This is a genomic window from Micromonospora sp. NBC_00858, assembly GCF_045207365.1.
Classification (GTDB): domain Bacteria; phylum Actinomycetota; class Actinomycetes; order Mycobacteriales; family Micromonosporaceae; genus Micromonospora.
Window position 1 is genome coordinate 7,184,030 of sequence record NZ_CP108828.1, and the last position, 13,928, is coordinate 7,197,957.

A 13,928-nucleotide genomic window follows, 5' to 3' on the forward strand; every position below is an offset into this window, starting at 1 on the left:
TTGTGACAATGCAAGACCCGTACCGGAGGTGACATGGCGATCCAGCACGCCGTCCTCGCCCTGCTCGCTGGTGGCCCCAGCCACGGCTACCAGCTCAAGGGCGCGTTCGAGGCCGCCGTCGGCCCGCAGTGGGGGCCGCTGAACATCGGTCACCTCTACCAGATCCTCGACCGGCTCTCCCGGGACGAGCTGGTCGTCGCCGAACGGCAACCGCAGCCGATCAAGCCGGACCGGGTGGTCTACGAGATCACCCCGGACGGCCGCGCGGAGTTGGCGCGGTGGTTGGCCGAGCCGAGTCCGCGCAGCGGCGGATTCCGGGACGACTTCTTCCTCAAGGTCACCGCCGCCGCCCGGTCCGGCTCGGCAGCCACGGTTCGCGCGGTGCTCAGCAACCAGCGCGGGCACCTGCTGCGCGAGCTGCGCAATCTGGACGGCCTACGCCGTGCCGTCGAGGACCCGGTGGTCGGGTTGCTGCTCACCGCCGCGAGCCGGCACGTGACGGCGGACCTGTCGTTCGTGGACGACGCCGAGTCGGTGCTGCTCGGTGACGAGGGCCAACTGCTGACCCGGCTCGCGACATCGACGGCGGATCAGTCGTCGAGCGACCCCGGGTCGGCCCTCCCCGGGCCGGTCAGTGGCTCGGGCTCAGAGCGCGCAGCCGGGTGACCGCCTCGGTCAGCACCTCGGGACGCTTGCAGAAGGCGAAGCGGATCAGCCGCCGGCCCGCGTTGGCGTCGTCGTAGAAGACCTGGGTGGGCACTGCCACCACGCCGCAGCGCTCCGGCAGCGAGCGGCAGAAATCCACCCCGTCCCGGCCGCCCAGGGCGGTGACGTCGGCCGTGACGAAGTACGTCCCCTCCGGCACCAGCACCTCGAACCCGGCGTTGGTGAGGCCGCCGACGAGCTGGTCACGGCGCTGCTGGAGCCCGTCCCGGAAGCCCGTGTAGTAGTCGTCCGGCAGGGCCAGTGCCACGGCGACCGCCGGTTGCAGCGGTGCCGCGTTGACGAAGGTGAGGAACTGCTTCACCCGCAACACCGCCGAGACCAGCGCCGCCGGACCGCTCACCCAGCCGACCTTCCAACCGGTGCAGGAGAAGGTCTTGCCGGCGGACGAGATGCGCAGCGTTCGCTCTCGCATCCCGGGCAGGCTGGCCAGCGACACGTGCGGGCTCGCCGCGTCGGTGAAGACCAGGTGCTCGTACACCTCGTCGGTGACCGCGTACGCGCCGTGCTCCTGGCACAGCTCGGCGACCAGCGCCAGCTCGGCCGGGGTGAAGACCTTGCCGGTGGGGTTGTGCGGCGAGTTGAGCAGTACCAGCCGGGTGCGGGGGCCGAACGCCGCGCGCAGCGCGGCCGGGTCGAAGGCGTACCGGCCGTCGGCGGCGGGACGAAGCGTGACCGGCCGCCGGACCGCGCCGGCCAGCGCGATCGAGGCGGCGTACGAGTCGTAGTACGGCTCGAAGCAGACCACCTCGTCGCCCGGCTCGCAGAGGGCGAGGATGCTGGCCGCGATCGCCTCGGTCGCGCCTGCGGTGATCACGATCTCGCCGTCCGGGTCGTACGCCAGATCGTGGAACCGCCGTTGGTGCTCCGCGACCGCCGCACGCAGGGCCGGGATGCCCGGCCCTGGCGGGTACTGGTTCTGCCCGCCACGCAGCGCCTCGGCCGCGGCGGCCAGCATCTCCGGTGGGCCGTCGGTGTCCGGGAAGCCCTGGCCGAGGTTGACCGCCCCGGTCCGTACGGCGAGGGCGGACATCTCCGCGAAGATCGTGGTGCCGAACGGCCGCATCCGGGCCACCAGCGGGTCGACATTGGTGCTCGTCGTCACCTGCGCCAGCCTACGGCCACCCCCGGGCCGAACCCCAGCCTCACTCCGTCGTGCAGGTGGTCCGCCAGTACCCCTCGGTCTTGTTGATCACCGGCTTGCCGGCGCCGGTGACCGTGACGGTGCAGTCGATCGGTTTGTCGCCCACCTCGTCGGGCCAGGTGGCCTCCACCATGACCCGGCTTTGGCCGTTGGTCCGGATGGTGGTGCGCCAGGGCAGCTTCGCACGGTCGACGTGGATGAGGTCGCTCTCGGCGTCGTAGAACGAGATGTCCGCCTCGCCCGCTCCGGTGACCTCGTAGACCACCGTCACCGGTGCCGGCCCCGAGGTCGGGCTGGTGATCGGCTTCTTGGTGGGGGTGGGTGCGGTGGTGGTCGGCACCACGGTGGTCGGCTCGGCGGTGGGCGCGGCCCAGCCGTCGTCGTCGCCGTACGGGCCGTCGTACGGGTCACTGGCGACCGGGTCCGGGGCTCCCTCGCTGAGCAGCAGGCCGCCCACGCAGAAGCAGCCACAGACGGTGAGGACGAGCACCACGACGACCGCGACGACGATCCCGACCACCCGACCGGTGTCGCTGGACGGGCTGCCGCCGACCTGCGGGTACCCGGGGTAGGCGTAGGGCGGCGGATAGCCGGGCGGCGGCCAACCGGCGGGCGGCGGACCGGAGGCCGACGGCGGCCAGGGCGCCTCCGATGCTCCCGGCGTCCAGGAGGTTGCCGGTGGCCCGGGGGTGTCCGGCGATCCCGGCGTCCAGGAGGCGGGCGGCGGGGACGGTGTCCACGGGGCGGCGGGCGGATCCGGCGTCCATGGCGCTGCCGGAGGTCCGGGTGTCCACGGGGCCGGCGGGGACGGTGTCCACGGGGCCTGTGGTGCCCACGGTTGGCCCGGGCCCAGCGGGTCAGGTGCCGGAAGCGGGCTCGGGGGTGCCCAGGAGTGCGGTGCCGTCGGGTCCGGCGGTGGGGTGCCCGCTCCCGCGGGGTGCGGCTCGGCGGACGGTCCCGGCGTCGCGCCGGGTGACGGCTCCGGGGACGGGGTCGGGGACGGATCGGGCGGGGGCGCGTCGGACATGGCTGCTCCGGGCGGGAGTGGGTATGGGACGAACGGGCCAGGGAAGGGACGCGCCGAACCCGCCGAGAGACTTTCGTACCCGGAGACCGTCCGCAACCCCCTCGCCCCGGCCCGGGCCCCGACCGGACCGGTGAAGCTCGTCCCGTTGCGTCCCGCCAGCCACCGATCGCTCAGATTCGGTGATTGTTTAGCCGACTTTCGAGCACCCATGATGAGCGAAACTGGGTTAGGCTGCGGGCCATGTGTGGAATCGTGGGATACGCGGGCGCGCGCCCCGCACTCGGCATCGTGCTCGACGGGCTGCGGCGGCTGGAATACCGCGGCTACGACTCGGCGGGCGTCGCGATCGTCTGCGATGACCAGCTGCTGATCGAGAAGAAGGCCGGCAAGCTGGCCAACCTGGAGAAGGTGCTCTCCGAGCGGGCCGCCGACGACCCGGCCTCCTGCGCGGCCAGCCCGATCGGCATCGGTGACGGCACCACCGGCATCGGCCACACCCGCTGGGCCACCCACGGCGGCCCGACCGACCGCAACGCCCACCCGCACCTCGCCCCCGACGGCCGGGTCGCGGTGATCCACAACGGCATCATCGAGAACTTCGCCAAGCTGCGCGCCGAGCTGGAGGCCGACGGCGTCCAGTTCACCAGCGACACCGACACCGAATGCGCGGCCCACCTGCTCTCCGCCGCGCTGGCCGACCTGCGCGCAGCCGGTCAGCCGGACAGCCCGCAGCTGCTCGCCGCCGGAATGCGGGTGGTCTGCCAGCGGCTGGAGGGTGCCTTCACCCTGCTCGCCGTCGACGCCTCGGTGCCCGGCGCGGTCGTCGGCGCCCGGCGCAACTCGCCGCTCGTGGTTGGTCGGGGCGACGGGGAAAACTACCTGGCCAGCGACGTCGCCGCGTTCATCGAGCACACCCGGGAAGCGGTCGAGCTGGGCCAGGACCAGATCGTCCTGATCACCGGTGACAGCATCGAGATCACCGACTTCCACGGCCAGCCCGCCAGCGGCAAGGACTTCCACGTCGACTGGGACTCGTCGGCCGCCGAGAAGGGTGGCTACGACTGGTTCATGCTCAAGGAGATCGAGGAGCAGCCGCAGGCCATCGCCGACACGCTGCTCGGCCGGCTCACCGAGACCGGTGAGATCGCCCTCGACGAGGTCCGCCTCAGCGACCAGGATCTGCGCGACGTGGACAAGATCTTCATCGTGGCCTGCGGCACCTCCTACCACGCCGGGATGGTGGCGAAGTACGCCATCGAGCACTGGACCCGGATCCCCTGCGAGGTGGAGCTGGCCAGCGAGTTCCGCTACCGCGACCCGGTGCTCGACCGCTCCACGCTGATCGTGGTGATCTCGCAGTCTGGCGAGACCATGGACACCCTGATGGCGCTGCGCCACGCCAAGGATCAGAAGGCCCGGGTGCTCGCGATCTGCAACACCAACGGCTCGACCATCCCCCGCGAGTCGGACGCCGTGCTCTACACCCACGGCGGGCCGGAGATCGCCGTCGCCTCCACCAAGGCGTTCCTCACCCAGCTCGTCGCCTGCTACCTGATCGGCCTGCACCTGGCCCAGGTGCGCGGGATCAAGTTCGCCGACGAGGTGGGCGCGGTGGTGGCTCAGCTCCAGGAGATGCCGGGCAAGCTGCGCGAGCTGCTGGACCGCATCGAGCCCGTCCGCGAGCTGGCCCGGGAGCTGAAGTCCGAGCCGACGATACTGTTCATCGGCCGACACGTCGGCTACCCGGTGGCCCTGGAGGGCGCGCTCAAGCTCAAGGAGTTGGCGTACATGCACGCCGAGGGCTTCGCCGCCGGCGAGCTGAAGCACGGCCCGATCGGGCTGATCGACAAGGGCACCCCGGTGATCTGCGTGGTGCCCTCGCCGGTCGGCCGGGGCATGCTGCACGACAAGGTCGTCTCCAACATCCAGGAGGTGCGGGCGCGCGGCGCACGGACCATCGTCATCGCGGAGGAGGGCGACGAGGCCGTCGTCCGGTACGCCGACCACCTGATCTACGTGCCGCGTACGCCGACGCTGCTGGCCCCGCTGGTCACCACGGTGCCGTTGCAGGTGCTCGCCGCCGAGATCGCCGCTGCCCGGGGGCACGACGTGGACCAGCCCCGCAACCTGGCCAAGTCGGTCACCGTCGAGTAACCGAGGCCCGACCTCCGGAGCCCCGGTCGCCGCACCTGCGGTGGCCGGGGCTTCTTGTCGAGCCGGTGCCGGTGCCGGTGCCGGTGCCGGTGGCGGTGGCGACCTGGGCGAGGAGACCGCCAAACGGGCGAGCCCGGCATTCGCCGCCGACAAGTGGCCACCGTCAGCGGCCCAGCACGACGCGGGCCATCCCGTCGAGCGCCGGATTGCCCGGGTCCCAGTAGCCGGCGTGCCCGCGCCGGTCGCTGGGGAAGACCCGCCCGCCGAACCCGGGATCAGCCGGGTCGTGGCCGAACCACAGCTCGTGCCCGCCCCGGTCGGGCCAGCCGAGTACGGCGGCGAGCGGGGCAGCGCCGAGCAGCGCCCGCCGGGCCAGTTCGTCGGCGGGGCGGGCCAGCCGGATCACGTCGTCGGGGGCGCTGCTGGCCCAGACCTGCCCGGGCGGCAGGCCCAACTCGGCGGCGTGCGCCGCACCCACCCCGGGTGAGCCGACGAAGACCAGCGCGTCGGCGGCCAACCCGTGCTCCCGGGCTGCCATGCCCACCACCAGCGAGCCGTAGCTGTGCCCCAGGACGGTCTGCCGGGCCGGCGGTCCCTCGTGGCTGGCCCGTAGCCCCTCCTGGAAGCGGTGCAACGCCGGCCCGGCGTCGCGGGCCTGGCCGGCCGAGGCCGCCTCGGGCAGGAAGTCCGGTGCGTCGTAGTCCAGCCAGAGCACCGCCGAGCTGCGCTCACCCGGGGCGAGCGCGGCACACCGGTCCAGGACCCGCGCCGCCCGGCCCAGCTCGCCGGGGGCGTCGTCCAGACCCGCCGTCATCCCCGGCACATAGGTCAACACCCGGTCGGCATGGTCCGGGTCGCCGAGTGCCATCACCACCCGCCCCTCCCCGGCCGCGTCCAGCCCGAGCAGGTACGCCCGCGGCTCCCCGGCCGCCACCAGCCGCCCAGCCAGCGCCTCCAGCCCGGCCAGCCGCGCCGCCACCCCGCGCAGCCGGACCGACGCGGCCGGCCCGGGCGGCACCCGAGTCAGCAACCGTCGCCGCTCGGCCAGCAACTCCTCGCGCCAGGCACCGAGTCGCAGCCGGTTGGCCTGGTCGCGGGCGGCTACCGGCACCCCGTCCAGGCGGCCGACCAGGGTCGGCTCGTGCCCGACCAGCCACCGCCGCTGCGCCGGGGTCAACCCGGACCACCAGGCCCGGACCAGGGCCGGCGCGGCACCGGGAGCCGGGCGGCCGGGCGGTGGCGGGGACGCCCAGCCGGAGCGGGCGGCGCGGGCCAACTCGTCCAACCGGTCGGCGGCTGTGCGGTCGGCCGCCCCGGCCCGGTCGAGCGCGTCCCGCAGCGCCGCCGCCACCCGGGCTGCCGCCTGGCCGGCCCGCTCGGTCGGCCGCGCCCGGGTCGGATCAACGTGCACCCCGCCCGCCCGGTCCACCACCAGGCCGGACGCATCGGCCAGGGCGACCGCCTCGCCGAGCCGCGCCTTCGCCACCACCAGCCGGCCGGCCAACTCGGCCAGCACCTGGTCGGCCTCGATCAACGCGGGAACGACCGAGGTCAGGTCGTCGCGCAGGCCGGCGAGCCGGGCGTCCGCCGCCGTGGCGGCCGCACCGGACCAGCCGTCCCGCAGCCGCCCGGTGGCCCCACCCAGCTCGCCGGCGCGCCGCTCGACCGGCCCGGTCAACCCGGCCCACGCCGCCCCGGCGGCCCGCCACCCGCCCGGGTCCGCAGCCCAGAGTTGCCGGTAGCCGACGGTGGTCACCGGGGCAGGCCGGCGAACCGGCCGGCGGCCCGGTCGTCCACCGTCTCGTACGCCTCCGCCGCCGCCCGGACCCCACCGGCGGTCGCCGCCGCCCGCGCGCCCAGCCGGCAGAACCAGGCGTGCCCGGCCGCCTCCAGCTCAACCAGGGCGACGGCGGCCCGCCACTCGGGCGCCGGCACCAGCAGCCCGGGCAACCCGGCCAGGCCCAGCGCCAAGCGGTGCGCCGTGTTGTCGAGCGCGACGGCCACGGCGCGCAGCTCCTCCGGCCGGACGGCGAACGGCTCCTCGGTCATGACCACACCCCCGTGGACGATCGATATCGACGCGCCGACGCTAGGCGCGGCATGGACGCCCGGAAGTGCCCTGTGGACAGCCGGCTGCGGCCGTACCCCGGCCTGTCCACAGGCGTTGCCCACCACGGGCCCGACGGCTAATCTGCCGCCTTCGCCGCCGGTAGGGTGAACTGGTGATCGTCGCTGTCGGCATCGACGTCGTCCTGGTGGACCGGTTCGCCCGGGCACTGGCGCGGACGCCGCTGCTCGCCGACCGGCTCTTCACCGAGGCCGAGCGGTACACCCGCTCCGGCAACCCGCGCTCGCCGGAGTCGCTCGCCGCCCGCTTCGCCGCCAAGGAGGCCGTCGCCAAGGCGCTCGGCGCGCCGTCCGGGCTGAGCTGGCACGACTGCGAGATCGTGCCCGACCCGGACGGCCGCCCCTGGCTGACCGTCTCCGGCACGGTCGCGGCGGTGGCGCTCGAGCGTGGGGTCAACCGCTGGCATCTCTCGCTGTCGCACGACGGCGGGATCGCGTCGGCGATGGTGGTCGCGGAACGGTGACGTCGGTCGGGTGGGCCGTCCCGGCCCGCCCGCGAGGGGAATGGGACACGGTGGCATGAGACCGGTGTGGCGGGTGGCTGACGTACGGGCGGCCGAGGCGGGACTGATGGGCGCGTTGCCGGAGGGCACGCTGATGCAGCGGGCCGCCGCCGGGCTGGCCCGACGGGCCGCGCTGCTGCTCGCCGAGCGGGGTGGTCTGTACGGCGGGCGGGTGTTGCTGCTGGTCGGCTCCGGTGACAACGGCGGCGACGCGTTGTACGCCGGGGAGCGGTTGGCCCGCCGGGGCGTCGCCGTGTCCGCTCTGCTGCTCGCCCCCGGGCGGGCGCATGCCGCAGGGCTGGCCGCGCTGCGGGCCGCCGGTGGCCGGCTGGTGGACCGACCGATCGGCCCGGTGGACCTGGTCCTCGACGGCATCGTCGGCATCGGCGGCACGGGCGGGCTGCGGGCGAACGCCGACGAGGTGGTGCAGCGCCTCGCTGAGCTGCGTGGGCGGGACGGCGGCCGGGCCACCGTGCTGGCGGTCGACGTGCCGAGCGGGGTGGCGGTGGACACCGGGCACGTACCGCTGGCCGCGTCCGGCCGGCCCACCGCGGTCCGCGCCGACGTGACGGTGACCTTCGGCGCGCTGAAGCCCGCCCTGGTCGTCGGACCCGCCGCCGTGCTGGCCGGGCAGGTGGAGCTGGTCGACATCGGGCTGCGGCCGTGGCTGCGGGGCACCCCGGCGATGCGGGTCACCGAGTGGTCCGACGTGGTCGACTGGTGGCCGCGGCTGGGCCCGGCGTCGGAGAAGTACAGCCGGGGCGTGGTCGGTGTGGCCACCGGCTCGGCGACCTACCCGGGCGCGGCGGTGCTCTCCGTCGGAGGGGCACTGGCCGGGCCGACCGGCATGGTCCGCTACGCCGGCGGCGCCAAGGCGGAGGTGTTGCACCAGCACCCCTCGGTGATCGCCACCGAGCGGGTCGCCGAGGCGAGCCGGGTGCAGGCCTGGGTCTGTGGCTCCGGGCTGGGCACCGGCGAGGACGCGGCGGCCGAGCTGCGCGCCGTGCTGGCCGCGCCGGTGCCGGTGGTGCTCGACGCCGACGCGCTGACCCTGCTCGTGGACGGCTCGCTCGCCGACCAGCTGCGCGGTCGGGACGCGCCGATCGTGGTCACCCCGCACGATCGGGAGTTCAGCCGGCTCTGCGGGGAGGAGCCCGGCGCCGACCGGGTCGGCGCCGCGCTGCGGCTGGCCGCCTGGATGAACGCCGTGGTGCTGCTCAAGGGGGACCGCACGGTGATCGGCACCCCGGACGGTCGGGCGTACGTCAACCCGACCGGCACCTCGGCGCTGGCCACCGGCGGCACCGGCGACGTGCTGGCCGGGCTGCTCGGCTCGCTGCTGGCGGCCGGCCTGCCCCCCGAGCGGGCGGCGGCCTCCGCGGCGTACCTGCACGGGCTGGCCGGCCGGGAGGCGGCCCGCGGCGGGCCGGTGACCGCGCCCGACGTGGCGATCGCGCTGCGTCCGGTTATCGCCCGGCTGGGCTGATCAAGACGGTTGTGGACGAGACGACCGGCTCGGTGTCCGGGACGTGCGTCGCCGCCCGCGGTGATCACGGCGGAAAGTAGGCTGGGCGTATGTGGCAGGCCGAGGTACGCGTCGATCTTGACGCGATCCGTGAGAACGTGAGTCGACTCCGCTCCGGCACCACCGCTGAGCTGATGGCGGTGGTCAAGGGCGACGGGTACGGCCATGGCATGCTTCCGGCCGCCCGGGCCGCGCTCGACGCCGGGGCGGACTGGCTCGGTGTCTGCACCCTCGACGAGGCGCTCACGCTGCGCCGGGCCGGAGTGACCGCGCCGGTGCTGGCCTGGCTGCTCGCTCCCGGGCTGCCGCTGCACGAGGGGGTCAGCGCCGGGGTGGATCTGGGCGCGGCCAGCCTGCCGCAACTGGACGAGATGGTCGAGGCGAGCCGGCGCGCCGAGCGCCCGGCCCGGTTGCACCTGAAGATCGACACCGGGCTCTCCCGGGGTGGGGCGACCGTCGCGGACTGGCCGGCGCTGCTGGACGCCGCCGCCAAGGCGCAGGCCGACGGCCTGGTCGAGGTGGTCGGCGTGTGGAGCCACTTTGTGTACGCGGACATGCCCGGCCACCCGACCACCGACCGGCAACTGGCCGTCTTTCACGAGGGGCTGGCCATGGTCGAGCGGGCCGGGCTCCGCCCGCGCTGGCGGCACCTGGCCAACTCGGCGGCGACCCTGACCCGCCCGGACACCCACTTCGACCTGGTCCGTCCCGGCCTGGCCGTCTACGGCCTCTCCCCGGTGGCCGGCGAGACGTACGGGCTGCGCCCGGCGATGACCGCGCGGGCCCGGGTGATGCTCACCAAGCGGGTGCCCTCCGGCACCGGTGTCTCCTACGGGCACACCTACACCACTGAGGCCGACGCCAACCTGGCCGTGGTGCCACTCGGATACGCCGACGGGGTGCCCCGGCACGCGTCCAACAGCGGGCCGGTGCAGCTCGCCGGCGCGCGGCGGACCATCTCCGGACGGGTCTGCATGGACCAGTTCGTGGTCGACTGCGGCGACGACCCGGTGGCCGACGGCGACGTGGCGACGCTCTTCGGCAGTGGCGCCAACGGCGAGCCGACGGCCGACGACTGGGCCGAAGCGGCCGGCACCATCAACTACGAGATCGTCACCCGGTTCGGCGGCACCCGGGTGCCCCGGGTCTACGACGGCGAGCGGCCGTGAGCGCGAGGAGTGAGCCGGGGTTGCGAGCCCCGCAGTCGCGAACCGAGGTGGCACCGTGAGCGCGAGGCGCATCCCGCGTCCGCGGACCGCGGCTGGCCGGGTCGCCGGAATCGTCGGTGCCGCGGTCGGGGTGGCCGCGGCCGGTCTGGCCGCCGGCGTCGCGACCGAGCGCACCCTGGTCCGCCGGCTCAAGGCCGACCCGGCCGACCGCTACGCGCACGAGAAGTTCGACGAGCAGTGGTACGACGACGCGTTCCGGCTGGAGCTGCCCGACGGCACCGACATCCACGTCGAGGTGGTCGAGCCGACCCGCCCGGTCTCCGGACATCCGACGGTGGTGCTGGTGCACGGCTTCTGCCTGGACATGGGCACGTTCCACTTCCAGCGGCAGATGCTCGCCGAGCGCGGCGATTACCGGATCGTGGCGTACGACCAGCCCGGTCACGGCCGGTCCGGCCGGCTGGAGACCGGCGAGTACGACCTCGCGGTGCTCGGCCGGACGCTGCGTCAGGTGATCGACCGGACCGCCCCGGACGGGCCGCTGGTGCTGGTCGGCCACTCGATGGGCGGCATGACCATCATGGCGTTCGCCGAGTTGTTCCCGGAGCTGTTCGGAGACCGGGTGGTGGGCACCGTGCTGATGGCCACCTCGGGCGGGCTGATCGCGGAGACCAAGCTGGTCGCGCCGGCGCTGCTCGGCCGGGTCGGCGGCCCGGTGCTGTTCATGGTGAGCAATGCCACCCGGTACGGCGGGTCGGTGATCGACAAGGCCCGCAAGTCGACCTCGAACGTGGCCTGGCTGCTCACCCGCAAGTACGGCTTCGGCACCCGCAAGCCCAGCCCGGCACTGGTGTCCTACGTGGAGATGATGAACTCCCGGACGTCAGCCGACACGGTGACCCGCTATCTGCGGACCCTGGCCACCCACTCGCGCTTCCCGGCGCTCGCGGCGCTGGCCGACACACCGGTGCTCGTGGTGGTCGGCGACAAGGACATGATCACTCCGGTGACCCACTCCGAGGAGATCGTCCGGCGGCTGCCGCACGCCGAGTTCGTGCAGATCCAGGACAGCGGACACGTGGTGATGCTGGAGCACGCGGACGAGGTCAACGCCGCGCTGGCGCGGTTCCTCGAGTCACTGGAGAGCGCGGAGGAACGGTGAGTCACGTCGTCAAGCTGTCGACCGTCGAAGACACTCGGGAGTTCGGCCTCCAACTGGCCGGGCTGCTGCGCGCCGGTGACCTGGTGCTGTTGACCGGCCCGCTGGGCGCCGGCAAGACCGCGCTCACCCAGGGCATCGGCGTCGGGCTCGGGGTTCTCGGGGACATCACCTCGCCGACGTTCGTGATCGCCCGGGTGCACCGACCCGACCCGGCCCGGGGCGGTCGGGTGGCCCTGGTGCACGCCGACGCGTACCGGCTGGGCGACGCCACCGACCCGCGCGCCGAGATCGACGATCTGGACCTGGACGCCTCGATCGACGAGTCGGTGACCGTGGTCGAGTGGGGCGAGGGCATGGTCGAGCAGTTGGTCGACGCCCACCTGCGGGTGCGCATCGACCGCCGCGACGACGACACGCGGGTGGTCGAGCTGGACCCGGTCGGCGGCGACTGGGCGCGGCGCCTGGCGGCCCTGCACCCCTCGCCACTGTCGACGAGGGGCGCCGGCCCGGCCGATCCGGAGCGCTAGGGCTGAAGGGGCATCGTCCAACGCAAGCTAACAGCGGCCCATACCTTAAGTGACCCGCCAGTAAGTTACTCTACGGTAACTTTCGTGGTCGGCTCCGCGTCGTCGCTCGGTGACCGGGGCCGTGCGGTGTCGGTGGCGACTGGTAGGAAGATGGCGATCGACTACGAAAGGTTGCCGATGTCCCACGACGGCCCCACCCTGGACCTGCCGGCGCTGCTGCCGCAGGGCTGGCGTACCGCGCTCACCCCGCACCTCGATCCGTCCCGCACCGCGGAGCTGGCCGCGTTCGTCGCGGGGGAATACGCCACCCGCGCCGTCTTCCCGCCGGTCGAGGACCTCTTCTCGGCCTACCGGCTCTGCGCGCCGGCCGACTGCCGGGTTCTGATCCTCGGGCAGGACCCCTACCACAAGGCGGGGCAGGCGCACGGGCTCAGCTTCAGCGTGCGCGAGGGCGTGACCGTGCCGCCGTCGCTGCGCAACGTCTTCAAGGAGCTGGGCGAGGATCTCGGCGTGCCGAAGCCGCGCGGCGGCAACCTCAGTGGCTGGGCGGCGCAGGGCGTGCTGTTGCTCAACTCCGTCCTCACCGTCCGTGAGGCCACGCCCGGCTCGCACGCCAACCGCGGCTGGGAGGAGTTCACCGACGCCACCATCCGGGCGCTCGACGCGCTGGATTCCCGGGTGGTCTTCCTGCTCTGGGGCGGCTACGCGCGCAAGAAGGCCGCCCTGGTCACCAACCCGCAGCACGTGGTGCTGGAGGCCGGGCACCCCAGCCCGATGAATCCGCGCGGTTTCCTGGGCAGCCGCCCGTTCAGCGCGGCCAACAAGGCACTCGCCGACGCCGGCCTGCCCACCATCGACTGGGAGCGCACCGCCGGTTCACCGGCCGCTGGCTAGCTGCCGGGCCCGGTAGCGGCGCAGCAGGTCGCCGGCTCGCGGGTCGGTCAGCTCCAGTTGGGCCAGCGGCACCACCCGGTAACCCCGTCCAGCGTGGCGCACCTCGATCGTCTCGGGCAGCTCGTCGCACATCGTCGCCCTGATCTCGCCGTAGCGGGTCGACCAGAGGTGCTCGCCCTGCTCCTCGGGCTCCAACCGCACCCCGCCGAACTCACCCCAACGGGCGTTCCACCGCTGGCCGTAGGCCGCCTCCAGCCAGCGGGTGAACCGTTCCGAGTCGTGCCAACACACGGCGATCTCCAGTGCGTCGACGGGCACCGGCGCGCCCTGCAACAGTGCCGCCGTGCCTCCGGTGATCACCTGCGGGAAGTTGGCGAGCCGGTCCAGCGCCCGATCAAGGCCGAGCTCGTCGATGCGCTCGGCAAGCGGTCGGGCGGCAAGTTCGGCGATCCGGGCGTCGAGGTGGGCGTCGAGCGGCTCGACCCCGACGGCCAACTGGACATCCATGGCGGCGAGCAACCGCTCCAGCACCAGGATGCTGGGTGCCCGGTCGCCGCTTTCGATCCGGGCCACCGCCGCCTGGCTGACCCCGGCCAGTTCGGCAAGCTCGCGCTGGCTCAGCTCGCGCAGGTGTCGTTGTCGTCGCACGGTGGCACCGAGGAGGGTGACGAGGCGAGTGGATGACATCCCGGCATGGTGGACCAGGCCGAACTGACGGCGATACCGCTGAGCAAGATTGATGACTCGCCGACATTGCTGCCTGGGGGATCGCCTCGGCGATGCCCCGGCTCCGGACGGCGGGCCCCGCCCTGATGAGCGTGATACCTGTGAGGCATAAATATGACTCACAGGTATCACGCCTATCGGCGGATGTGCCGCCGGCCGGGTGCGCCGTCGCCGGCCCACGCTGAACCGCGCGGGGCCGCGTCGGTAGTCGGGGCGGTGGTCGGGCCGGGGCGGTGCTGTGTGCGGG

Annotated in this window: 13 protein-coding genes; 8 read left to right on the forward strand and 5 right to left on the reverse strand. The window is 73.8% G+C overall.

Translation table 11 applies throughout. The annotated features are described in order from the left end of the window. Positions 1-33: 33 nt before the first annotated feature. Positions 34-666 (forward strand): PadR family transcriptional regulator, encoded by a 633-nt coding sequence (locus tag OG990_RS33515; protein WP_355609798.1) that lies wholly within the window; start codon positions 34-36, stop codon positions 664-666. On the opposite strand, the gene OG990_RS33520 is transcribed toward OG990_RS33515, so the two are convergent. Together OG990_RS33520 and OG990_RS33525 are read right to left on the reverse strand one after the other, a co-directional pair. Beyond that, positions 632-1,789, reverse strand: coding sequence for a pyridoxal phosphate-dependent aminotransferase (locus OG990_RS33520; RefSeq protein ID WP_406081964.1), 1,158 nt, complete (start codon positions 1,787-1,789; stop codon positions 632-634). The two genes, OG990_RS33515 and OG990_RS33520, sit on opposite strands and share 35 nt — an antisense overlap. A gap of 79 nt (positions 1,790-1,868) precedes the next feature. Beyond that, positions 1,869-2,387, reverse strand: a complete 519-nt coding sequence (locus tag OG990_RS33525; RefSeq protein WP_406078274.1) for an MmpS family transport accessory protein — start codon at positions 2,385-2,387, stop codon at positions 1,869-1,871. A 747-nt stretch (positions 2,388-3,134) separates the two neighbouring features. Between OG990_RS33525 and glmS the strand changes: the two genes are divergently transcribed. Beyond that, complete coding sequence (gene glmS, locus OG990_RS33530; RefSeq protein ID WP_406078275.1) at positions 3,135-5,048, forward strand: glutamine--fructose-6-phosphate transaminase (isomerizing); 1,914 nt, start codon at positions 3,135-3,137, stop codon at positions 5,046-5,048. Between the two features lie 163 nt (positions 5,049-5,211). Here glmS and OG990_RS33535 read toward each other — a convergent pair whose 3' ends face one another. Together OG990_RS33535 and OG990_RS33540 are read right to left on the reverse strand one after the other, a co-directional pair. Then, positions 5,212-6,804 (reverse strand): alpha/beta hydrolase, encoded by a 1,593-nt coding sequence (locus tag OG990_RS33535; RefSeq protein ID WP_406078276.1) that lies wholly within the window; start codon positions 6,802-6,804, stop codon positions 5,212-5,214. Beyond that, a complete protein-coding gene (locus OG990_RS33540) occupies positions 6,801-7,097 on the reverse strand; it encodes a hypothetical protein (protein ID WP_406078277.1) in 297 nt (98 codons plus the stop codon). Before OG990_RS33540 ends, OG990_RS33535 begins: the two co-directional genes overlap by 4 nt. A 173-nt stretch (positions 7,098-7,270) precedes the next feature. Here OG990_RS33540 and OG990_RS33545 point away from each other — a divergent pair, with 173 nt between their 5' ends. The 6 genes from OG990_RS33545 to ung all read left to right on the forward strand — a co-directional run bounded on the left by OG990_RS33545 (position 7,271) and on the right by ung (position 12,955). Continuing rightward, positions 7,271-7,639 carry a holo-ACP synthase gene (locus tag OG990_RS33545; RefSeq protein WP_355609788.1) on the forward strand — a complete coding sequence of 123 codons (369 nt, stop codon included), beginning with the start codon at positions 7,271-7,273 and terminating at the stop codon, positions 7,637-7,639. A gap of 55 nt (positions 7,640-7,694) precedes the next feature. Further along, complete coding sequence (locus tag OG990_RS33550; protein WP_406078278.1) at positions 7,695-9,164, forward strand: NAD(P)H-hydrate dehydratase; 1,470 nt, start codon at positions 7,695-7,697, stop codon at positions 9,162-9,164. A gap of 89 nt (positions 9,165-9,253) precedes the next feature. Continuing rightward, a complete protein-coding gene (gene alr, locus OG990_RS33555; RefSeq protein ID WP_328420402.1) occupies positions 9,254-10,372 on the forward strand; it encodes an alanine racemase in 1,119 nt (372 codons plus the stop codon). 55 nt (positions 10,373-10,427) lie between these two features. Beyond that, positions 10,428-11,534 (forward strand): alpha/beta fold hydrolase, encoded by a 1,107-nt coding sequence (locus tag OG990_RS33560; RefSeq protein WP_406078279.1) that lies wholly within the window; start codon positions 10,428-10,430, stop codon positions 11,532-11,534. Next, positions 11,531-12,061 (forward strand): tRNA (adenosine(37)-N6)-threonylcarbamoyltransferase complex ATPase subunit type 1 TsaE, encoded by a 531-nt coding sequence (gene tsaE, locus OG990_RS33565; protein WP_406078280.1) that lies wholly within the window; start codon positions 11,531-11,533, stop codon positions 12,059-12,061. Before OG990_RS33560 ends, tsaE begins: the two co-directional genes overlap by 4 nt. Positions 12,062-12,238: 177 nt before the next feature. Continuing rightward, positions 12,239-12,955: a uracil-DNA glycosylase gene (gene ung / locus OG990_RS33570; protein WP_406081965.1), complete on the forward strand. Its 717-nt coding sequence runs from the start codon at positions 12,239-12,241 to the stop codon at positions 12,953-12,955. Here the strand turns inward: ung and OG990_RS33575 are convergent. Continuing rightward, a complete protein-coding gene (locus tag OG990_RS33575) occupies positions 12,938-13,642 on the reverse strand; it encodes a helix-turn-helix domain-containing protein (protein ID WP_406078281.1) in 705 nt (234 codons plus the stop codon). The two genes, ung and OG990_RS33575, sit on opposite strands and share 18 nt — an antisense overlap. Between the last annotated feature and the right edge of the window lie 286 nt (positions 13,643-13,928).

Coding starts and splice junctions, on each gene's coding strand:
- OG990_RS33515 (WP_355609798.1), top strand. CDS start 34: ATGGCGATCCAGCACGCCGTCCTCGCCCTGCTCGCTGGTGGCCCCAGC.
- OG990_RS33520 (WP_406081964.1), bottom strand. CDS start 1,789: ATGCGGCCGTTCGGCACCACGATCTTCGCGGAGATGTCCGCCCTCGCC.
- glmS (WP_406078275.1), top strand. CDS start 3,135: ATGTGTGGAATCGTGGGATACGCGGGCGCGCGCCCCGCACTCGGCATC.
- OG990_RS33540 (WP_406078277.1), bottom strand. CDS start 7,097: ATGACCGAGGAGCCGTTCGCCGTCCGGCCGGAGGAGCTGCGCGCCGTG.
- OG990_RS33550 (WP_406078278.1), top strand. CDS start 7,695: ATGAGACCGGTGTGGCGGGTGGCTGACGTACGGGCGGCCGAGGCGGGA.
- alr (WP_328420402.1), top strand. CDS start 9,254: ATGTGGCAGGCCGAGGTACGCGTCGATCTTGACGCGATCCGTGAGAAC.
- ung (WP_406081965.1), top strand. CDS start 12,239: ATGTCCCACGACGGCCCCACCCTGGACCTGCCGGCGCTGCTGCCGCAG.
- OG990_RS33575 (WP_406078281.1), bottom strand. CDS start 13,642: ATGTCATCCACTCGCCTCGTCACCCTCCTCGGTGCCACCGTGCGACGA.